Below are 18,554 nucleotides of genomic sequence, written 5' to 3' on the forward strand. Positions count from 1 at the left end.
GTGGAAAAGGTTGTACTTCCCGCATGATGCAGCTGTGGCGCATTGCTCATAGTTTGTGTCATTCTGTATCTACCTGTTTTTATGTGTCATTTATGGGGATGTAGCACCCCTCACGTCGAAGCAGAGGGGTGCTGTTCTCGGTGTTAACGACCACCGTGATCGAAACCGCCCGTGTCGTTTTCGGGATGCGAATGCGAAATGGGGTTTTGTTTAAGATTTTCGACACTGCGGCGCAAATCATTCATGAAAAGGTCGGCGAGGTCGCGGCTGAAACCGTGACGGACAAGCGCTCTCATGATCACGAAATCCTCGCGGTTGGGGGGCATGGAGTAGGCCGGAACCTGCCAGCCGCGGGCGCGCAGCTTTTCGGAAAGGTCGTAGAGCGTGAATCCGGGGTCTTCGCCGTCCTTCAGCGCCCAGCTCAGGGCCGGGATGCCGCCGCGTCCGTCATAGATGATCTGGAAGATGCCGAGCTTGTCCACTTCGTCGGCGAGGTAGGCAGCCGTTTTGTAGCAGGCTTCGTGAATCTTGCGGTAGCCTTCGCGCCCGAGCCGGAGGAAGTTGTAGTACTGCGCCACGATCTGGCCGCCCGGCCGGGAGAAGTTCAGGGCAAAGGTCGGCATGTTGCCGCCGAGGTAATTGACTTGGAAGACAAGGTCTTCGGGAAGGTCTTTTGCGTCGCGCCAGACTACCCAGCCCACGCCGAGGGGGGAGAGGCCGAACTTGTGGCCCGAGGCGTTGATGGACTTGACGCGCTCAAGGCGGAAATCCCACACGAGGTCCGGGTCGCAGAACGGGGCGAGGAACGCGCCGCTTGCGCCGTCAACGTGCACCGGGATGTCGAGGCCCGTGTCTTCCTGAAGCTTGTCCAGCGCGCGGCAGACCGCTTCCACTGGTTCGTACTGGCAGGTGAAGGTTACGCCGAGGGTCGGGACCACGCCGATGGTGTTCTCGTCGCAGCGTTTGATGACTTCTTCGGGACTCATGATGAGCCGGTTCTTTTCCATGGGAATCTCGCGCAGTTCGATGTCCCAGTAGCGGGCGAACTTGTGCCAGCAGACCTGTACCGGGCCGCAGATGAGGTTCGGTTTGTCCGTGGGTTTCCCGGCTTGGCGCATCCTGTCGCGCCAGCGCCACTTCATGGCCATGCCGCCGAGCATCGCGGCCTCGCTGGAGCCGGTGGTGGAGCAGCCCATGGTGTTGGCAGCGTCCGGCGAGTTCCAGAGGCTGGCCAGCATGTGCACGCAGCGCGCTTCCAGTTCTGCGGTCTGCGGATACTCGTCCTTGTCGATCATGTTCTTGTCCACGCACTCGTCCATGAGCCGGTGAATCTCCGGTTCCACCCACGTCTGGCAGAAGGTGGCGAGGTTCTGGCGCGAGTTGCCGTCCAGCATCAGCTCGTCATGAACCACCTGATAGACGTGCCGGGGGTGGTGCTCCTTGTCCGGGAAGCGGTACTTGGGCATGGAAACGTCGATGTCTGTGGACGCGTAGACGTCGTCGAGAAGGTTGGAGCGAACGCTGTTTTTGTCGTGTAATGCCATGGCTACCTCGTCGTTCAGTGGTTGGTTATTGATCGGTTTCGGACTGCTTCCACTCGGGCTTCTTGCAGGCGTGGATGATCATGGGCAGGCCCACGAACACGACCAGCCCGGCCGCCACGAGACCGACGTACAGCGCCGGGTTGCCCACGGGCAGGTTGCTTGGGGGGAAGAATCCCACCAGCAGGGAAAAGCAGACGCCCAGCAGACCGATGCCCGCCACGGCGCAGAGCCCGCCCACGCCGCCGGGAACCTTGTAGGTGCGCGGCAGGTCCGGTCGTTCAATGCGGAGCTTGATGGCTGCGGCGTACATCAGGATGTACATGACCAGATACAGGGTCACGGTCATGGCGGAGAGCACAAAGAACGCGACCGAGACGTTCTTCATGATGAAATAGAGCATAGCGAGCAGGCTGACGATGACCGCCTGTATCATCAGGATGGTCACCTGCACGCCGTTCTTGTTCACCTTGGCCATGAACGGGGGAATCTCGCCCTGCTTGGCGGTTTCGAGCAGTCCCCGGCTCGGGCCGCCGACCCAGCTCATGACCCCGCCGATGGCACCGAAGGCCACCAGCAGACCGATGATCGGGGTGAGGAATCCAATGTGGAACTTGTTCAGCAGTTGCTGGAACGCCTGCATGAGCCCGGCGGTGAGGCTGATCTCCTTGGCCGGGATGACTGCGGCCACGGCCATGGAGCCGAGCGTGAACAGCGTGAAGATTATTGCCGCGGCCAGAAACATGCTGCGCGGGAACTGCGTGCTGGGGTTCTCGAGCTCGTTGGCGTGGACCGCGTGCACCTCCACGCCCGCAAAGAGCAGGATGATGCCCGCCAGAAACGCCACACTGCCGAGGCCGGTCAGATGCGGGAAGAGTCGTGCGTGGGATCCGGTCCCGGCGTCGAGGAACATGACCGGGTTGCCCTGATCCACCCAAAGCAGCCCGAGCAGGATGATGAGGATGCCGGGCAGGACCGTTCCGAGCAGCACGCCGTATTTGGTGACGCGGCTTGCCACGTCGCTTCCGGCGAGGGTGAGCAGGGTTGCGCTCCAGTAGCAGGCAAGGATGACGATGCCCGTATACACGCCGCTGTTTGCCAGCTCCGGGTCCATGAACAGGTAAGCCAGCGCGCTTGCGGCAAAGGCGAGCACGGTGGGGTACCAGACCACGTTCTGTATCCACTGCAGCCAGATGGCCGTGAACCCCCAGCGCGAGCCGAACGCGGCCTTGATCCATGTGTATACGCCGCCGCCCTGTTTGCCGAACGCGCCGCCAAGCTCTGCGGCCACCAGCGATGCCGGGATGAGGAACATGACCGACGCGAACAGGATGTAGAAGATCATGGAGAGCCCTTCCTTGGCCATCATCGGCAGGCCGCGAAGGCTGACCACCGCCGCCACGGTCATCATGGAAAGGGTGAAGACGCTCATGCTCTTTTTGCCGCTTTTGCTCATGCTGACTCCCGGTTTTGCTGCTCGTGTTTCATTAAATATGAATTGGATAGCACTACTTGCGTATCAGAAAATCGATTCCGCGGGCAAGGCGCGTGACAAAAAAATACCGGGCGGCTCTTCAGGAGAACCGCCCGGCTTCATGCTATTCGGCGTCATCATATTCCTTTCGGACTTCCGCAAGCCGTGACCTGTAGCCTTCGGCGTCACCGTATTCGAAGAAATGTCGGTAGCGGCTGTGGACCGACTTCACCGGACGCGCGTGCCGGATGGGACACCAGTACTGCTCGGTGCGCGCTGCCACCTCGCGGACAAAGCTTATGAGCCCGTTGAAGTAGCCGCAGTACATGCAGTTCACCTTTTCCAGCCAGTTGAGATACTGGAGCGCCTGCCTGTCGATGACCACGTAGTCCCTGCGCCTGACGCGCGGAATGCCGTAGATCGGGAAGCAGATGAGCTGGTAGACCCATGTGGCGATATCAAGGATTGCGGCCGGGATAAGCGGGGCCCAGATGATGGGGATGGTCAGGACGATGAAGAAGCCCGAGTCGTAGACGTACTCGGAGAGCTTTGCGGCCATCTCCTTGTGCTGGCGGGCGATTTCCGTACGGAAATACACCTTTCGCTTTTCGATTGTATAGCGCAGTTCGTTGCGCCGCCTGCCGAGTTCTTCGGTGAGTTCCTTTTCCAGTCCCTGAATGCGGTTCAGCAGTTCATTGAGTTGCGTCATGGTTCCTCGCTGGCATTTTCTGTGTCAGGTGGTGTGATTTCATATGTGGTACGAGTTGCGTGAAACATATCATGTCGAACTGTTTGCAGCCAATCAAAAAGACGGAGACGCAGTCTCTTTTGTGTAAAGAAGGATTGTAGGGGTGCAAAAAAACTTGCATGGATGCGCGGGAATCCATAAATTGAAAGAATGCGCTTTATCATCTTTCTCATTCTCATGTTGGTTTCATTTCCTGTTCAGGCTGATATCGCTTCTCTTGATGTCATGGCCGGTCAGATGCTCATGGCGGGTTTTCGCGGCGACCATGTGGACGCCGAGAGTCCCATCGTTCGTGACATACGTACCCGTCACCTCGGTGGAGTGGTGCTGTTCGATTACGACGTGGCCCTCGGGCGGCCTGATCGGAACGTCAAGAGTCCCGAACAGGTCCGCGAACTGATCGCCGAACTGAAATCCCGGGCCGATATCCCGTTGCTGGTGGCCGTGGATCAGGAAGGTGGCAAGGTGCAGCGGCTCAAGGCCAAGTGGGGCTTTCCCGAAACGCCTTCCGCCGAAGTGCTCGGCCAGCGAGGGCCCGATGCCGCCCGGACCGCCGGGAGCATCATCGGCAGGACGCTTGCCGACGTCGGGTTCACCATGGACTACGCCCCGGTGGTGGACGTGAACGTGGACCCCGAGAGCCCGGCCATCGGTGCCATCGGGCGCAGTTTTTCCGCCGACCCCGAAGTCGTGGCCCGCGATGCGGCGGCATTTATCAAAGGGCTTTCTTCCCATGGCGTCATCTCCTGCCTGAAGCATTTCCCCGGACACGGCAGCGCGAGCTCGGACAGCCACCTCGGCGTCACGGATGTGACCCGCACGTGGAGCGACATTGAGCTCATTCCCTACAGAAGACTCGTTGAGCAGGGTTTTGACGGCATGATCATGACCGCGCACGTTTTCAACGCAAATCTGGACCTGACCATCCGGCCACGCTTTCCAGGCCTGTCATCACCGGCATCCTGCGTGACGGGCTCGGCTGGGACGGGGTGGTCATCACCGACGACATGGACATGAAGGCCGTGAGCGAGCGCTACGGCATGCGGGAGTCCATCCGGCTGGCCATTCTGGCCGGGGCGGACATCATCCTTTACGGCAACAACCTTCGTTACGACCCCGGCGTGGTCGCCAAGGCGCACCAGACGATTCTCGATCTGGTTCGCTCGGGCGAGGTGTCCGAAGAGCGCGTCAGGGAGTCATATAAGAGGATAATGAAGCTCAAGTCGCGTCTGAACTGAGACAAGGAGGAAGCATGGGGCGCATTGACGAATCCGTCTGGGAAGACCTTGTGGCCGAGGCGCGCGTTGCGTCGAAGAACGCATACTGTCCCGAAAGCGGTCTTGCCGTGGGCGCGGCGCTGCTCATGCCCGACGGACGCATGGTTCCGGGCAGCAATGTCGAGAACGCCTCGTTCGGCCTGACCAACTGCGCGGAGCGCACCGCCGTTTTCTCTGCCGTCACTGGAGGCTTGAAGCCCGGCGAGGCCCGGGCCATTGCCGTGTATACGCCCACTCTGGAGCCTGTCAGCCCGTGCGGAGCCTGCCGTCAGGTCATGTCCGAGTTCTTTTCGCCCCGTGGCAGGGTGCGCGCCGTATGCGACGGTCCCGAAATCAAGGAGTGGACCGTGAGTGATCTGCTGCCGGACGCTTTCACCTTCCGCAAGGCGGGAGATGGCTGATGCTGCCGCAGGAGCTCATTCGCAGGAAACGCGACGGGCGTCCGCTTTACGCCAAGGACATCGCGGCTTTTATCAAAGGCATCGTCGAGGGCACGGTGTCGGAAGGGCAGGTGGCCGCCCTCGGCATGGCGGTTTTCTTTCAGGGCATGTCCATGGACGAGTGCGTGTCGCTCACCGAGGCCATGACCCGTTCCGGGCGGGTGCTTGACTGGGATTTGCCCGGGCCGGTGCTCGACAAGCATTCCACCGGCGGCGTTGGCGATCTCGTCAGTCTGGCACTCGGCCCGCTGGTGGCGGCCTGCGGCGGATTCGTGCCCATGATCTCCGGCCGCGGGCTCGGGCATACCGGCGGCACGCTGGACAAGCTGGAATCCATCCCCGGATACGTGGCCGTGCCAGACGAGGCGCTTTTCAGAGAAACGGTGGAGCAGGCCGGATGCGCCATCATCGGCCAGACCGCCGATCTTGCCCCGGCTGACCGGATTTTCTACGCCGTGCGCGACGTCACCGCCACGGTGGAGTCCGTGCCGCTCATCACCGCTTCCATTCTTTCCAAGAAACTCGCAGCCGGGCTGGATGCATTGGTCATGGACGTGAAGACCGGGTCCGGGGCGTTCATGCAGTCGCTTCAGGACGCCGTGGAGCTGGCGGACAGCATCGGCAGCGTTGCGGCAGGGGCAGGGCTGCCCTGCACCGCGCTCGTCACCGACATGGATCAGCCGCTTGCCCCGTGCGCGGGCAATGCCGTCGAAGTGCTGGAGGCGGTTCGTTTCCTGACCGGGGAGCGCGATCCCCGGCTGGAGGAGGCGGTCATTTCTCTCGGCACGGAGATGCTTCTCTTGGGCGGCATTGCGGATGATGCGGCATCGGCCCGCGAGCGGCTTCATGATGCGCTGGACAGCGGGGCGGCGGCAGAGCGGTTCGAGCGCATGGTGTCCATGCTCGGTGGGCCTTCGGATGTGCTTTCCAGAATCGAGACCCTGCTTCCGGCTGCACCCGTTGTGGAAGACGTGCTGCCCAAGCTTGGCGGAACGCTGCAAGGCGTTGACGCCCGCTCGCTTGGGCTTGCCGTGGTCACGCTCGGAGGCGGCAGGACACGGCCGCAGGACGGCGTCGACCATGCGGTGGGCCTCACGAACATCGCGCGAGTTGGGGATGCCGTCGGCCCAGGCAAGCCGCTGTGCACCATCCACGCCCGTACACGGGATGATCTGGAGGCCGTACGGCATTCGGTCCTTGAAGCCGTGCGTGTCGGTCGGGAGCCTGTCCGGGAAGAACGTCCCGTCGTCATTCGCCGCATCGCCGCCACCCGTTAGGCATTGCCTCTTGCGGATTCATTATCAGCCTGTTACACCTCGCCCTGTCCGATAGGGGTGTCCCGCACGGCGGGACTGAGATCACACCCTCAGAACCTGAAGCAGTTGACGCTGTCGTAGGGAATCGGAAGGCTCATCCCGCCTGTCCTTTTTCTCCCTTCACGGTCTCGACTCCAAGCGAATTCCCAAGGAGTGTACTGTGAACACCAGCAAACTCACCTTTGCCAACCTGTTCTTTCTGTGGTTCGGTGCCGCGGTTTCCGTGGCAGAAATCTTCACCGGCGGCTACCTCGCCGACCTCGGCTTTGCCCAAGGCATGACCGCCAACGTGCTCGGCCACCTCGTGGGCACGGTCATCCTCGTGCTCGGCGGCGTCATCGGCTATCGCGAAAAGCTGCCGTCCATCATGTCCATGCGGATTTCCTTCGGCAAGCAGGGGTCCTATCTGCTCTCGCTGGTCAACATCCTCCAGCTCATCGGCTGGACCGCAGTCATGATCCTGTTGGGCGGGGACGCCATCAACGCGCTGTGCAAGACGCTCTGGGGCATCGATAATCAAGTGCTCATGTCCGCGCTGGTGGGGCTGTTCATCGCTTTCTGGGTCTTTATCGGGATTCAGGGGTTCAAGTGGCTGAACATGATCGCCGTGGGGCTGCTGCTCGGCCTGACCGTGGTCATGAGCTGGGTGATCTTTACCCAGCCCGCGCCCGCCGAGGCCCCGGCCGCCACCGGCACGTTCGGCATGGGCTTCGAGCTGGCCATCATCATGCCGCTCTCGTGGTTTCCGCTCATCGCCGACTACACAAGCATGGCGCGGGACTCGAAATCTGCCTGGGTCGCACCGTTCCTCGGCTATTTTGTCGGCAGCACGTGGATGTACTCCATAGGGCTGGGCGGGGCGATCTTCACCGGCACCGCCGATCCGACCCAGATGATGCTCGCGGCAAAGCTGGGCATTGTGGCCCTGATGGTCATCGGCCTTTCCACAGTGACCACCACCTTCATGGACGTCTTTTCCGCCGCCGTTTCCACGCTCAACGTGCTGCCGAAACTGAGCCGCCGGTTCACTGCGGTCTTTTTCGCCGCCGTGGGCACCGGGCTGGCCATGTTCTTCCCCATCACGCAGTATGAGTGGTTTCTTTACATTCTCGGTTCGGTGTTCGCGCCGCTTATGGCCATTTTGCTCAGTGATTACTACCTGCTCAGGCACGACGCGCGCACCCGCGCCGCCGATCCGCTGGCGCTGATCTCCCTTGCCGTGGGCATCGCATTCTATTATTGGGTCAAGCAGTACGACATGGTGGTGGGGCACACACTGACGACCATCGGGTTCACGCTCGTCGTGCATAACGCCATGCGCGTGCTCGTCGGGAGGCGGTCGCAGGCTCCGGTTTTTAAGGCTTGAGGAGGCATTTTTCTCTTGCCAACCACGGTTTGTTCGAGTACAAGTCCCTGTTCCACGCAACCAGCGATCAGGAGTGAGAAAATGAAAAAAGATATTCATCCCAAGACGTTCGAAGCGACCATCCGCTGCCACTGCGGATACGAAAGCAAGGCCGCTTCCACCAAGGGCGAGCATATTGACGTTGAAATCTGCGCCAACTGCCACCCGTTCTACACCGGCAAGCAGCGCCTCATCGACACCGCAGGCCGCATTGACCGCTTCAACAAGAAGTACGGTAATTTCAAGAAGAATTAGCTGTCCCGGTACGATTTTTTCAATATGCCTCTGCCGATCGTCGGCAGGGGCATATTGTTTTCATCGGGCTTTGACTTTTGCCGAGGAATCCTTACATTCCGGCAAGGTCCTTCGTACGTGAAGCCCGGTGGAGGAGGACCTGTTTTTCCCTCCAATTTCAGCCGAGGATATGCTGTTGAGCTTCAAGAATCTGCTTCTCGCCGCCGCAAACACTGTCGGCGGACAGGCCGTGATCGAGGGCGTCATGATGCGCTCGAAAAACCGGCTGGCGATAGCCGTGCGTCTTCCCGACGGAACAGTTGAGGTGCACGAGCGCCCCTGGTTTTCCCTCACCAATCATCCCATCCTCAAGAAGCCGTTCATTCGCGGCTTCCCGGTGCTTCTCGAGACCCTCGTCAACGGCATCAAGGCCTTGAACTGGTCCGCTTCGCAAGCAGTGGACGAGGACGAAGGCGAGCTGAGCAACTGGCATCTCGTGCTGAGCATGGTCATCGCCATTGCCGCCGCGCTCGGCCTGTTCGTGGTCGTGCCGCACTTCTTCTCTGTGGGTATGGAGTGGCTCGGATTCGGCGGGGACGTCGATTCCCTGAGCTTCCACGCGTGGGACGGCCTGTTCAAGATGCTCATCTTCGTCGGCTACATCTGGGTGATCTCGTTTATCCCGGACATCAAGCGGGTCTTCCAGTACCACGGGGCAGAGCACAAGGTCATCTGGACCTATGAGGCGGGCGGCAGCCTCGTGCCCGAGAACGCCCGCATCAACAGCCGCCTGCACCCTCGCTGCGGAACCGCCTTCATGCTGTTCGTGCTCACGGTCAGCATCCTTTTGTATTCCGTGCTGGTTCCGCTGCTCATGCATTTTTACGTGCCGGACACCTTCGTCCTCAAGCACCTGTACATCGTCTCGGTCAAGCTCGTGCTCATGGCTCCCATCAGCGCCATGGCCTATGAGTTGATCAAGTTCGCCGCCAAGCATGAAGGCCGGATGCTCTGCAAGGTCATCTGTTGGCCCGGGCTGGCGCTGCAGGCGCTGACCACCCGTGAACCCGACGACCGGCAGATTGAAGTTGCCATTGCCGCCCTCAAGTGCGCGGTGCAAATGGAGGAGTAGTAGATGTTCAGGAAACTTGATGAGATCGAAAACACGTTTCTCGATCTCGAAAAGGAGCTTTCGCAGCCCGAAATCTTCAACGATCAGGACCGGTACCGCAAGGTCACCAAGAGCCACTCGGAACTTGGCGATATAGTCAAGGTCTACCGCGAGTACAAGGAACTGGCGCAGGAGCTTGAGAACAACCGCGAAATGGCCCGTGACGACGATGCGGACATTCGCGAGATGGCCAAGGCCGAGATCGCCGAGATCGAGCCCAAGCTGCCGGAACTGGAAGAGCAGCTCAAGATGCTCATGCTCCCCAAGGACCCGCTCGACGACAAGAACATCATTCTCGAAATCCGTGCCGGTACCGGCGGAGACGAGGCGGCGCTTTTCGCTGCCGACCTTTTCCGCATGTACACCCGCTATGCAGAGCACAACGGCTGGAAAGTGGAAATCATGAGCGAGAGTGAATCCGGCGTGGGCGGCCTCAAGGAAGTCATCGCCAACGTATCCGGGGACAAGGTGTACAGCCGCCTCAAGTACGAGTCCGGCACCCACCGTGTTCAGCGCGTGCCCGCCACCGAGTCGCAGGGGCGCATCCACACCTCCGCCTGTACTGTGGCCATCCTGCCGGAGGCCGAGGAAGTGGACCTCGAGATCCGCAACGAAGACCTTCGTATCGACGTTTTCGCGCCTCCGGTCCCGGCGGTCAGTCGGTCAACACCACTGACTCGGCGGTCCGCATCACCCACGTGCCCACCGGCGTGGTGGTTTCCTGTCAGGATGAAAAGTCGCAGCTCAAGAACAAGCTCAAGGCCATGAAGGTCCTGCGCTCCCGTCTGCTGCAGGCCGAGCAGGAGAAAAAGCACGCCGAAGAGGCTGCGGCCCGCAAGAGTCAGGTGGGCTCCGGCGACCGCTCCGAGCGCATTCGCACCTACAATTTCCCGCAGGGCCGCCTGACCGATCACCGCATCAACCTGACCCTCTACAAGCTGGATCAGGTCATGGAAGGTGACCTTCAGGAGGTCGTGGACGCCCTTGTCGCACACTACCAGAGCGAGGCGCTGCAACAGCAGGCCGAACAGTAGGCGCATGACCAAGACTCTATACGACTGCATCGGGGAGTCTGCGGCCTTTCTGGAAGGAAAGGGCGTGGACTCCCCGCTTCTTTCGGCAGAGATCCTTGCCTGCCACGTCCTTGGCCTCGACCGTACCGGGCTGCTGACGCAAAAGCGCCGCGAACTCGATTCCAAAGAGGTTGAAGCGATCCGGGCGCTGGTGGCCCGCCGTGGCAACGGCGAACCGGTGGCCTACATCACTGGGCACAAGGAGTTTTACGGCCTTGACTTCAAGGTTGGGCCGGGCGTTCTCATTCCTCGCCCCGAAACCGAGCACATCGTGGAAAAGGTGGAAGAGCTGTTCGACCCCGCCGCGCCGCTGGCCTTTGCCGACCTTGGCACCGGCTCGGGCATCCTTGGCGTGACACTTGCCTCTCTGTTTCCTCAAGCACGGGGCCTGTTGCTCGATATCAGCGTGGGAGCGCTGGAGTTTGCTGCGTCCAATGCCGAAAAGCACGGCGTTCGAGAGCGCCTTGAGCTGTGGCAGGGGAGCATGCTGGAACCGTTTGCCGAGAGCGAAAGCCTTGATCTCGTGGTCAGCAACCCTCCCTATGTGAGCGCCGGTGAATACGAGGGGCTCGACCGGGAGGTCGCCGCATTTGAACCGGCCGGTGCGCTGGTCAGCGGGGAGGATGGGCTTGACCACCTCAGGGGCCTGCTTCCGCATGTGGCCGACGCCTGAAACAGGGAGGTGTCGTTCTCGTGGAAATCGGGTGGCGACAGGGTGCAGCCGCAAAAAAAATAACAGAGGAATATAGTCGTGATTTCGAAGAAATAGCCGTTCTTACGGACCTTGCGGGTCACGACCGTGTGCTTTTTGCCACTAAGCGGAATTGCAAAAAAACAACACATTGATACTGATCATGTTGAAAAAACACGAACTGTCGCTGGAATGCAACAGGTTGTGAAACGTCTGTTCTTTTGTAAAAGTTGTATAAAAAAGATAGGTTAAGTTCGTTTGTGGCTGGTGGCACTGATTTTGCTTATATGCTCACCAGTTCAAACGGAGGATTCATGCTGCAAACCACTATTCGCGAAACCGTACGTTGCACCGGAGTTGGCCTCCACAGCGGAAAACAGGTCTCCATGGCCCTATGTCCGGCCTCTGAAGACACCGGTATCATCTTCGCAATCCGCAACGGCTCTGGAAACGCGTTTCTGACCCCCAACCCCTCGCTGGTCGTGGACACCGGCCTTGCCACCACCCTCGGCAACGGCACTGAAACCGTGGCCACGGTCGAGCACCTGCTCGCCGCCATTCGGGGAATGGGAATCGACAATATACGCATCGAAGTTGAAGGGCATGAGTTGCCCATCATGGACGGAAGCGCCGCTTCCTTCGTCTACCTGCTCAAGCAGGCGGGCGTTCGCAAGCAGTCTCGCGCCCGCACTGTGCTGGCCATCAAGAAGCCCGTAAGCTTCGAGCAGGACGGCAAATCCATCAAGGCCACGCCGCATGATGGTTTCTCCGTTGATTACACCATCGATTTTTCGCATCCGCTCATCGGTCGCCAGACCGTGTCCATGGAGATTACCCCCGAGGTATTCGCCAAGCATCTTTCCAAGGCGCGGACTTTCGGTTTCCTCAAGGAAGTCGAATATCTGCACGCCAACGGTCTCGCCCTCGGCGGTTCGCTGGACAACGCGGTGGTGCTTGATGAGTACGGCGTCCTGAACGCCGAAGGGCTCCGTTTCGACGACGAGTTCGTCAGGCACAAGATTCTCGACTTCGTTGGCGACATGGCCATCATGGGCCTGCCGCTTCAGGGCCATTTCGAAGTATTCGCTTCCGGCCATGCTTTGAACAACGAATTCCTCCGTCACCTTGAAGTCAACGCCGACCTGTATCTTGAAAAGGTCGTCCTCAAGGCTGATACCGCTGCCGAAGAAGCCCCCGAAACTTCCGACGCCTTTGATGCTGTTCCTGCCATGGCTTAAGACTGGATACTGAAAAGCAGCATGAAAAAGGCCCGCCATTTGGCGGGCCTTTTTTTCGTTTTAGAACCGTTCGAACTCGTCGTCGCCGGAAGCGTCTTCCGGGTGGTCTCCTTCACCCGGCGGGATGGCCGCCTGTGCGGTCCGGGCTGTGGCGAGCTTGGCAGGCTTGTGAGCGGATTGCCTGCGTGTGCGTGAATCGCTGACCTTGAAGAAGCTCATGGTGTCGTTGAGCATCTGGCTCTGGCTGGCAAGCTCTTCGCTCGTGGAGGCCATCTCTTCGGAGCCGGAAGCGTTCTGCTGGATGACCGTGTCGAGCTGGCCCACTGCCGAGTTGATCTGGTCGGCACCGGAGTTCTGTTCGTTGGTGGCGGCTGATATTTCCTGCACGAGTTCGGCAGTCTTTTCGATGGTCGGGACCAGATCGTTCAGCTTGCGCCCCGCGTCTTCGGCAACGGCCACGCTGGTGCCGGAGAGCTCGCTGATCTCGGCGGCGGCGTTGCCGCTGCGTTCTGCCAGCTTTCGGACTTCTGCTGCGACCACGGCAAACCCCTTGCCATGCTCTCCGGCCCGGGCGGCCTCGATTGCGGCGTTTAGGGCCAACAGATTGGTCTGGCGTGCAATCTCCTCGATAATGGCGATTTTTTCGGCGATGTTGGTCATGGCCTCGACGGTCTGGGTGACGGCCTGCCCCGTATCGCGTGCTTCGCCTGCGGCCTGTGTGGCCAATGTGTTGGTCTGTTGGGCGTTTTCCGCGTTCTGTCGGATATTGGAGGCCATCTGCTCCATGCTGGAGGAGACTTCCTCGATGGATGCGGCCTGCTGTGTTGCTCCCTGTGACAGGCTCTGGGCCATGGAGGAGAGCTCCTCGCTGCCGGAAGACACGTTGTCGGTAGCCTCGCGCACATCCTGCACCACGGAACGCAGCTTGTCCGCCATGGCGTTCAGAGAGGCGGCAAGGACGCCTATTTCGTCATTTTGGTCGATGTCGAGGGTCTTGGTAAAATCGCCGCCAGCCATGTCTTCTGCAAATTGAACTCCCTTGTTAACCGGACCGGTGATGGCGCGTGTCAGTATAAAGCCGAGAACCATGGCGAGAACAAAACCGACTATCGTTCCTGTAATGGCCGTGGTCCTTCCCATTGCGGCGTTATCAAATGCGGCCGCCACATCATGATCCGCCTCCTCGATGTTCATGGAAACCAGTTCGCCCAGCTCAGTGAAGACGACGTCCATGGCCTCGTCCGCTTCGCCGAGAAGAAGAGCGATCATTTCGTCGAAGAGTCCTCGTGTGTTTTCGGCCTCGGCTTGCATCTGAGCGAAAAGGGAAAACACATCCTCGGCGGCCGGGATCATCTGATTGCTGAAGATGTATCCAGCTTGAATGTCATTTCCATAACTGTATTGCTTTTTGATCGTCCCAACTGCTCGGTGAAATCTGTCGTGGGGAGCTTTGATTTCTTCTATGAGCTTCAGAATTGTCGGGTTTGTTCCTGAGTATGAGGCTATCCACTTTCCGAAACGGCAGGTTTCGGGGTTATCCCCGCCTTCGAAAGCCTTGTCCCCGATCAGGAGCTCTGCGACTTTGGATTCGAGTTCGTAGTGATCTCCTCTGAAAGACTGGAGTGTGCCTGCGAGTTTCTCGGGATTAAGAATGTCGGATTCAACAATCTTTTCGGATAGTTCAACCACCCGACTGTTGAGGGCGGCTGCAGTCTTGGCCGAGTCCATGAACTGTTTGTGCTCTCTGGCCTCAGCTTCGTCCTTGGGTATGGCATCGTAATTATTCAAAGCCTTGCCGTACTGCTCACGACTGCTTTTGAGAATGTCGAAGGTCTCCGAACGTTGCTCTTTGTTCAGATACGGGCTGGAAAGAGTTAGCATGGCAGTTTGAAGCCTGCGAATACCGATCTCGGTTTCCTGAAGATTTCTTACGCTAGGGAGTGCCGAATTGCCCAATGTGTTAATATGGTCTCCCATATTGCCGAGTTCAATGAACCCCACACCGCCAACAACCAGCGTTATCAGCGCGGCAATCAGAAAACCGCCTATGAGCTTGGTTCCGAGCTTGAGATTTTTGAGCATGTCCCCCCCCATCTTGTTAAAAAAGGTAGCTGAAACCCACTTTTCGATAAGAAAGCGGTTTTCTGCTCTTCTCATGTATTTAACCATATGGAAAAAAACAGTCCGGAGAAATTATATTAATTCAAACAGATGATGGGTTTTCTTTTCGGGGGGTGGGGGAAACGGGCCGTGAGGTATCACGGCCCGAAAGAGTTACTGTTCAAGTGCCATTTGTATGAACTCTGTCACGGGCATACCGTTGGGGGCCTTGGCCTGCGGATCTTTTTCGAGAATGGCGCGCCAGGCCTTGACGGCCTCCTGTTTGCGGCCGAGATCGTAGAAGAGGACGATGCCCTTGTTGAACAGGGACGTGGTGTGCTCGGTGTCGAGTTTTGCGGCGTGGTCGAAAGCGTCCACTGCTTTTTCCGGAGCGCCGGTACGGCGGTACATCACGCCGAGGTCGGACCAGACATTGGGGTTGCCGGGTGCCAGTTCCACGGCCTTTTCGTAGGCAGGCACGGCCAGATGCGGTTGTTCGTGGTCGAAGTAGTAGTTGCCAAGCGCGATCCACGCGCCTGCATCGTCCGGATGCGCGGCTGTGGCGGCCTTCAGTCGGGTCAGGGCATCTGCAGTGGCCGGTCCGGAGGGCTGTTGCGCGGGGGCGCTGGAACCGCCGGACGAGACGTACATCATGGTTATGGCGTTGCCCATGAACGCGCCGCCGATGAAGGCGAGCATGGCGACGATGACGAGCTTGGAATTGCCGTTTTTCATTGATCCTCCTGATTGGGACGTTTGGCCGTCACGGTACACGAGACAAGCACGAAAGGACAATGGCAAATGCATACCCTAAAGGTATGAGACGGGGACGGAAATGCTTGCCTGAATCGGTGTCTGCGGGTATTTTGCCGCCTCAGATTATTTCGCAAGGAGGTGCGGCGCTCTCGCCGCTCGCCAAGGAGATGAAAAAATGGAAAATCCGCTTGTCCTGCTTGAAACCGCCGCAGGAGAAATACTCGTTGAACTGTTCCCTGACAAAGCGCCCAAGACCGTTGAAAACTTCCTCAAGTACGTTGACGACGGATTCTACGAAGGAACCCTCTTCCACAGAGTCATCAAAGGATTCATGATTCAGGGGGGCGGGCTGACCTTTTCCATGGAGGAAAAGGAGACCGGCGAGGCCATCGGGAACGAGGCCAACAACGGCCTGTCCAACCTCAAGGGCACGCTCGCCATGGCGCGCGAGCCGGAGGCCCACAGCGCACGGGCGCAGTTCTTCATCAACGTGGCCGACAACACGGACATCGACTACAAGGACGATTCCGACGAAGGCTTCGGCTACTGCGTGTTCGGGCAGGTGTCCGACGGCATGGATGTCGTGGAAAAGATCGCCAAGACCAAGACCCGCTCCTATCAGGGGTTTGATGACGTGCCCGTTGACCCCATCTCCATCATCGCCGCCTATCGTTTTGAATAGGCGAGTGCTTTCGTGACAAGAAAAAAAGGCCGGGAAAACCCGGCCTTTTTCGTTTCTTTCGGTAAACTGTCGGAGTATCCGCTGACTAGCTGGAGATATAGCTGGACGGGAACTGCCGCCTGAGCTGCCTGAGCATCCGTTCGGCCCTGGACTTGTTGGAGTAGGAACCGGCCTGCACCACATGGAGCGTTCTGCCGCTGCTGTTGATGGTGGCGATGCGCGCGCCCTTGTGCCCGGAGCGGACCAGTTCGCGGTGTGTGCGAACGGCGTTGTCCCTGTTGGAGTATGCGCCGACACGGACGTGGTAGACCGTGCGCGAAGCCATGTTCGCCGTGGGCGAGGGGGCGGTGCCGATGGCCTTGATGCGGACCTTGGCCGTACCCTGATCCACGATGTCAAGCCGTCTGCTGCGCCATAGGAAAGGTCGATGAGGCGGCCCTTCACAAAGGGGCCTCGGTCGTTGACAACGAGGGTCACTTCGCGGCCGTTTTCCAGATTGGAGACGCGCACGCGGGTGCCGAGGGGCAGGGTCTTGTGTGCGGCGGAGACGCCGTACATATCATAAATCTGACCATTGGCGGTCTTGCGGCCGTGAAAGTCCTTGCCATACCACGAGGCCACGCCGGTCTCATCATATCCTGCCGCGCTCTTGAGCGGGTAGTAGGTGCGGCCCATGACCGTGTATGGATTGGTCTTGGCGCTGCGGGTGGCAGTGCTTGAGTCCTTGGAGCTGTGGCTCGGGCTCGAGAACACATGCTGCGGGAAGGGGTTGTACTTGCTCAGGCTCGCACAACCGGACGAGAGCATCAGGGCTGCCAGTGCAGTGGTGAGAATAATGAAGCGGCGCATCCTTGCCTCCTGTTTCCCTGTCCGGTCCATGGACAGGGTGACGGTTTTCCGACGTTTTTCCCTCTGGATGGCCTGATCTTTCAAAGTGCGTGCCAAATGAAAAACGGGAACCTCGATATTCGGGGTTCCCGTTTTATTGCAATTAGTTACGATGGAAGTAGCGTGGCTTGGTCATGTTCTGAGGACTCAGGACATCCTCCAGTTCCTCCTTGGTGAGGTACTGTTTTTCCAGCACGATGTCATAAACCGAACGCCCTGTCTTGAGGGCTTCCTTGGCGATTTCCGTGGCCCGTTCATAGCCGATGTACGGGTTGAGGGCCGTGACCAGCCCGATGGAGTTCTGCACCAGCTCCCGGCAGCGGTCCTCGTTGGCGGTGATGCCCTTCACGCAGAGGTCGGAGAGGGTGTAGCAGCCCCGGCGGATGATGTTCAGCGACTCGAAAAGGCTGTGGCCGAGCACCGGCTCCATGACGTTCAGTTCGAGCTGTCCCGCTTCGGCGGCCATGGTCACGGTGAGGTCGTTGCCGATCACCCGGAAGGCGATCTGGTTGAAGACCTCGGGGATGACCGGGTTGACCTTGCCGGGCATGATGGACGAGCCGGGGGCCATGGGCGGCAGGTTGATCTCGTTCAGTCCGCAGCGGGGCCCGCTGGAGAGCAGCCGCAGGTCGTTGCATATCTTGGAAATCTTGACCACCACCCGTTTGAGGACCCCGGAGAGCTGGACGTACGCGCCGGTATCCTGCGTGGCTTCCACGAGGTTGGCCGCGCCCACCAGCGGCAGGGAGGTCAGGGCCGTGAGCTTTTCCAGAACGGTGCGCTGGTAATCGGGATGGGCGTTCAGTCCGGTGCCGATGGCCGTGGCGCCCATGTTGATCTCGTGCACCAGCATTTGTGCCTCGCGCAGTCGGTCAACGTCTTCGCCGACCATGGTGGCCCATGCGTCGAATTCCTGACCCAGCGTCATGGGCACGGCGTCCTGAAGCTGGGTGCGGCCCATCTTGAGGATGTGCGCGAACTCCTTGCCCTTGGAGGCCAGCGCGTCGTGCAGGTATTCCACGGCGATCATCAGGTCCCGAATCTCGAGGATCAGCGCCAATCTGAGCGCGGTGGGGTACACGTCGTTGGTGGACTGGGACATGTTCACGTGAATGTTGGGGTGGATGATGTCGTAGCACCCTTTTTCATGGCCCATGATCTCAAGCGCGCGATTGCAGATGACCTCGTTGGCGTTCATGTTGGTGGAGGTTCCGGCCCCGCCCTGAATGGCGTCCACGATGAACTGGTCGTGCATTTTGCCGTCCACGAGCTCCTCGCAGGCCTTGAAGATGGCGCGGGCGATCTGCTCGTCGAGCAGGCCGAGGGACGCGTTGGCCTCGGCGCAGGCCATCTTGATGTAGGCCAGCGAGCGGATCAGCCGCGGGTAGTGGGAAATGGGGATTCCCGTAATATGATAGTTGTTGGCCGCGCGCAGCGTCTGGCACCCGTAGTAGGCGTCTTCGGGGACTTCGAGCTGGCCGATGCAGTCATGTTCAAGGCGGCAGGTATTGGTCATGGTC

17 protein-coding genes, 2 pseudogenes and 1 riboswitch are annotated in these 18,554 nt (G+C 59.5%); of the genes and pseudogenes, 11 read left to right on the plus strand and 8 right to left on the minus strand.

Going from position 1 to position 18,554, the window contains the following annotated elements; all coding sequences use genetic code 11:
* Positions 1-143: 143 nt before the first annotated feature.
* The 3 genes from gad to JCM12178_RS07085 all read right to left on the minus strand — a co-directional run bounded on the left by gad (position 144) and on the right by JCM12178_RS07085 (position 3,724).
* Complete coding sequence (gad, locus tag JCM12178_RS07075) at positions 144-1,544, minus strand: glutamate decarboxylase (RefSeq protein WP_054650020.1); 1,401 nt, start codon at positions 1,542-1,544, stop codon at positions 144-146.
* A 25-nt stretch (positions 1,545-1,569) separates the two neighbouring features.
* A complete protein-coding gene (locus JCM12178_RS07080) occupies positions 1,570-2,997 on the minus strand; it encodes an amino acid permease (protein ID WP_054650022.1) in 1,428 nt (475 codons plus the stop codon).
* A gap of 142 nt (positions 2,998-3,139) precedes the next feature.
* A complete protein-coding gene (locus tag JCM12178_RS07085) occupies positions 3,140-3,724 on the minus strand; it encodes a hypothetical protein (protein WP_054650024.1) in 585 nt (194 codons plus the stop codon).
* A 189-nt stretch (positions 3,725-3,913) separates the two neighbouring features.
* Between JCM12178_RS07085 and JCM12178_RS07090 the strand changes: the two genes are divergently transcribed.
* From JCM12178_RS07090 to lpxC, 10 genes and pseudogenes are all read left to right on the plus strand, one after another.
* Positions 3,914-4,780 carry a glycoside hydrolase family 3 N-terminal domain-containing protein gene (locus JCM12178_RS07090; protein WP_250635936.1) on the plus strand — a complete coding sequence of 289 codons (867 nt, stop codon included), beginning with the start codon at positions 3,914-3,916 and terminating at the stop codon, positions 4,778-4,780.
* A complete protein-coding gene (locus JCM12178_RS20280) occupies positions 4,726-5,001 on the plus strand; it encodes a glycoside hydrolase family 3 N-terminal domain-containing protein (protein ID WP_250635937.1) in 276 nt (91 codons plus the stop codon). The genes JCM12178_RS07090 and JCM12178_RS20280 overlap by 55 nt, the downstream gene beginning before the upstream one ends.
* 14 nt (positions 5,002-5,015) lie before the next feature.
* Positions 5,016-5,441: a cytidine deaminase gene (locus tag JCM12178_RS07095; RefSeq protein WP_054650026.1), complete on the plus strand. Its 426-nt coding sequence runs from the start codon at positions 5,016-5,018 to the stop codon at positions 5,439-5,441.
* Positions 5,441-6,757, plus strand: a complete 1,317-nt coding sequence (gene deoA, locus JCM12178_RS07100) for a thymidine phosphorylase (RefSeq protein ID WP_054650028.1) — start codon at positions 5,441-5,443, stop codon at positions 6,755-6,757. The genes JCM12178_RS07095 and deoA overlap by 1 nt, the downstream gene beginning before the upstream one ends.
* Positions 6,758-6,800: 43 nt before the next feature.
* Positions 6,801-6,897: riboswitch (TPP riboswitch) on the plus strand.
* 59 nt (positions 6,898-6,956) lie between these two features.
* A complete protein-coding gene (gene cytX, locus JCM12178_RS07105) occupies positions 6,957-8,162 on the plus strand; it encodes a putative hydroxymethylpyrimidine transporter CytX (protein ID WP_054650030.1) in 1,206 nt (401 codons plus the stop codon).
* An 81-nt stretch (positions 8,163-8,243) separates the two neighbouring features.
* Entirely contained in the window at positions 8,244-8,456 is a 213-nt protein-coding gene (gene rpmE, locus JCM12178_RS07110) for a 50S ribosomal protein L31 (protein ID WP_054650032.1), read from the plus strand.
* A 169-nt stretch (positions 8,457-8,625) separates the two neighbouring features.
* Positions 8,626-9,567 (plus strand): DUF1385 domain-containing protein, encoded by a 942-nt coding sequence (locus JCM12178_RS07115; protein ID WP_054650034.1) that lies wholly within the window; start codon positions 8,626-8,628, stop codon positions 9,565-9,567.
* A gap of 3 nt (positions 9,568-9,570) precedes the next feature.
* Positions 9,571-10,640 (plus strand): annotated as a pseudogene (prfA, locus tag JCM12178_RS07120) (peptide chain release factor 1).
* 4 nt (positions 10,641-10,644) lie between these two features.
* On the plus strand, positions 10,645-11,352 hold the full coding sequence (prmC, locus tag JCM12178_RS07125; protein ID WP_369404469.1) for a peptide chain release factor N(5)-glutamine methyltransferase: 708 nt from the start codon (positions 10,645-10,647) through the stop codon (positions 11,350-11,352).
* A 332-nt stretch (positions 11,353-11,684) separates the two neighbouring features.
* Positions 11,685-12,608: a UDP-3-O-acyl-N-acetylglucosamine deacetylase gene (gene lpxC / locus JCM12178_RS07130; RefSeq protein WP_054650035.1), complete on the plus strand. Its 924-nt coding sequence runs from the start codon at positions 11,685-11,687 to the stop codon at positions 12,606-12,608.
* Between the two features lie 60 nt (positions 12,609-12,668).
* Here lpxC and JCM12178_RS07135 read toward each other — a convergent pair whose 3' ends face one another.
* Positions 12,669-14,690: a methyl-accepting chemotaxis protein gene (locus tag JCM12178_RS07135; protein ID WP_054650037.1), complete on the minus strand. Its 2,022-nt coding sequence runs from the start codon at positions 14,688-14,690 to the stop codon at positions 12,669-12,671.
* 192 nt (positions 14,691-14,882) lie between these two features.
* On the minus strand, positions 14,883-15,443 hold the full coding sequence (locus tag JCM12178_RS07140) for a tetratricopeptide repeat protein (protein WP_054650038.1): 561 nt from the start codon (positions 15,441-15,443) through the stop codon (positions 14,883-14,885).
* Between the two features lie 196 nt (positions 15,444-15,639).
* Here JCM12178_RS07140 and JCM12178_RS07145 point away from each other — a divergent pair, with 196 nt between their 5' ends.
* Positions 15,640-16,146: a peptidylprolyl isomerase gene (locus JCM12178_RS07145; protein ID WP_054650040.1), complete on the plus strand. Its 507-nt coding sequence runs from the start codon at positions 15,640-15,642 to the stop codon at positions 16,144-16,146.
* A gap of 85 nt (positions 16,147-16,231) precedes the next feature.
* Here JCM12178_RS07145 and JCM12178_RS19520 read toward each other — a convergent pair whose 3' ends face one another.
* From JCM12178_RS19520 to aspA, 3 genes and pseudogenes are all read right to left on the minus strand, one after another.
* Positions 16,232-16,537 carry an SPOR domain-containing protein gene (locus JCM12178_RS19520; protein WP_083465794.1) on the minus strand — a complete coding sequence of 102 codons (306 nt, stop codon included), beginning with the start codon at positions 16,535-16,537 and terminating at the stop codon, positions 16,232-16,234.
* Between the two features lie 65 nt (positions 16,538-16,602).
* Positions 16,603-17,025, minus strand: a pseudogene (locus JCM12178_RS20745) (septal ring lytic transglycosylase RlpA family protein); the annotation flags it as partial.
* 112 nt (positions 17,026-17,137) lie between these two features.
* Positions 17,138-18,550: an aspartate ammonia-lyase gene (gene aspA / locus JCM12178_RS07155; RefSeq protein ID WP_054650042.1), complete on the minus strand. Its 1,413-nt coding sequence runs from the start codon at positions 18,548-18,550 to the stop codon at positions 17,138-17,140.
* Between the last annotated feature and the right edge of the window lie 4 nt (positions 18,551-18,554).

Origin of the sequence: Salidesulfovibrio brasiliensis JCM 12178 (genome assembly GCF_001311825.1) — a bacterium.
Classification (GTDB): domain Bacteria; phylum Desulfobacterota; class Desulfovibrionia; order Desulfovibrionales; family Desulfovibrionaceae; genus Pseudodesulfovibrio; species Pseudodesulfovibrio brasiliensis.